This is a genomic window from Methanolobus psychrotolerans, from assembly GCF_002243045.1.
In the GTDB taxonomy this organism is placed as follows: Archaea; Halobacteriota; Methanosarcinia; order Methanosarcinales; family Methanosarcinaceae; genus Methanolobus; species Methanolobus psychrotolerans.
On record NZ_MBKP01000106.1, the window covers coordinates 1 to 1346 of the forward strand.

Genomic DNA, 1346 nt, shown 5'->3' on the forward strand with positions numbered 1-1346 from the left:
CATGCCAAACTTCTTCAAGATCACTAATATTTGCTTAATAGTGTATTGAACTTTAAACTCATTATAAATGAGTTCTCGGACTTCTTTTGTAGACCAATCATCACGCTTGTGTAGCATGTTCTTTAGTTCTTCTTTTTGATAATCGGTGAGCTTTGAAGGACAGCCTCCTGAAAACCTGGGGATCAGTCCTTTATATCCGTCTTGATTCCATCGCTCTTGCCATTGATATGCGACTTGTTTTGATATGCCAACAAGTTTAGCTGCTTCATTAACAGAAGCACCTTCATAACGATGTTTAATAAAATACAAACGTTGCAAAACTCGCGTATCTTTCTCTAATGACTTGATATGTTTAAGCAATTCTTCGGATGAAAGATGGCGCTCTATAGGAATTTGTTCTGGTCTAGCCATAAGGCATTATTTGTACTTAATTAGTAATAAATGTTTAGTTAATGACTATAAATCTGCAATTGGAGTCTCAAATTTTCAATAACAATACATATTATCTATTTTTGAAGGGGGTTTTCCTAGTACTTAGTGTCAGGCGACTTGGGCCTGCGGCACTGGTGACAGGAGGACCATGAGAATGGATGTTTGTTATCACTGTCGATAACTGGATTTAAATCTGCAATTGGAGTCTCAAATTTTCAATAACAATACATATTATCTATTTTTGAAGGGGGTTTTCCTAGTACTTAGTGTCAGGCGACTTGGGCCTGCGGCACTGGTGACAGGAGGAACATGAGAATGGATGTTTGTTATTGCTTATAGAAAAATAGGATTTGCTTTTAAAGCAGAAACAACTATTCATTGTAGCAGGAATCGAGACTTAGATCTTCTTCATTCTCCTTTCAGATGGAGAAGATTGAGTACTTGTAAATTACCTATAATTCTCCTGTAAGCCTTAATCCCCTTCAGCTAGACATTCCCCTTAATAATCTGTAAAAACCTCTCAAATGAATTATAGAGATTTACCAGAGCCATCTCAAGAGAGTATATACTGCCAGTTATCCTTCGATCAAATTGTTCAATATGTCCTTCACTCCAAGGTTATCTAATTAGCTCCCAAACCCTCCCATTCTAATTAGACAAATCATTTTCAATAAAACCTTCCATATCTCTGCTCTAACTCTTCTTATATCGAACTTGACCACATCCTTAATGTGTCCATGTTTTGTTTCACATTCCCCTCTTTTCTTGTACAGGCTAAGGAACAATCTGTCTCTCATATTTATATTCCGCAAGTACATTCCAACCTGTTCAGACCTTCCATTTTCATAGAGAAACTTTTGTTTAACTTCAATACTTGCATGTACATCTCCACCTATATCCCACATTTTATTCAC

1 protein-coding gene and 1 pseudogene are annotated in these 1346 nt (G+C 36.5%); both read right to left on the minus strand.

Going from position 1 to position 1346, the window contains the following annotated elements:
* A partial coding sequence (locus BB781_RS15215) for a helix-turn-helix domain-containing protein (protein ID WP_129582759.1) occupies positions 1–411 on the minus strand: 411 nt, incomplete at its 3' end.
* A 647-nt stretch (positions 412–1058) separates the two neighbouring features.
* Positions 1059–1346: pseudogene (locus tag BB781_RS15220) on the minus strand (hypothetical protein); the annotation flags it as partial.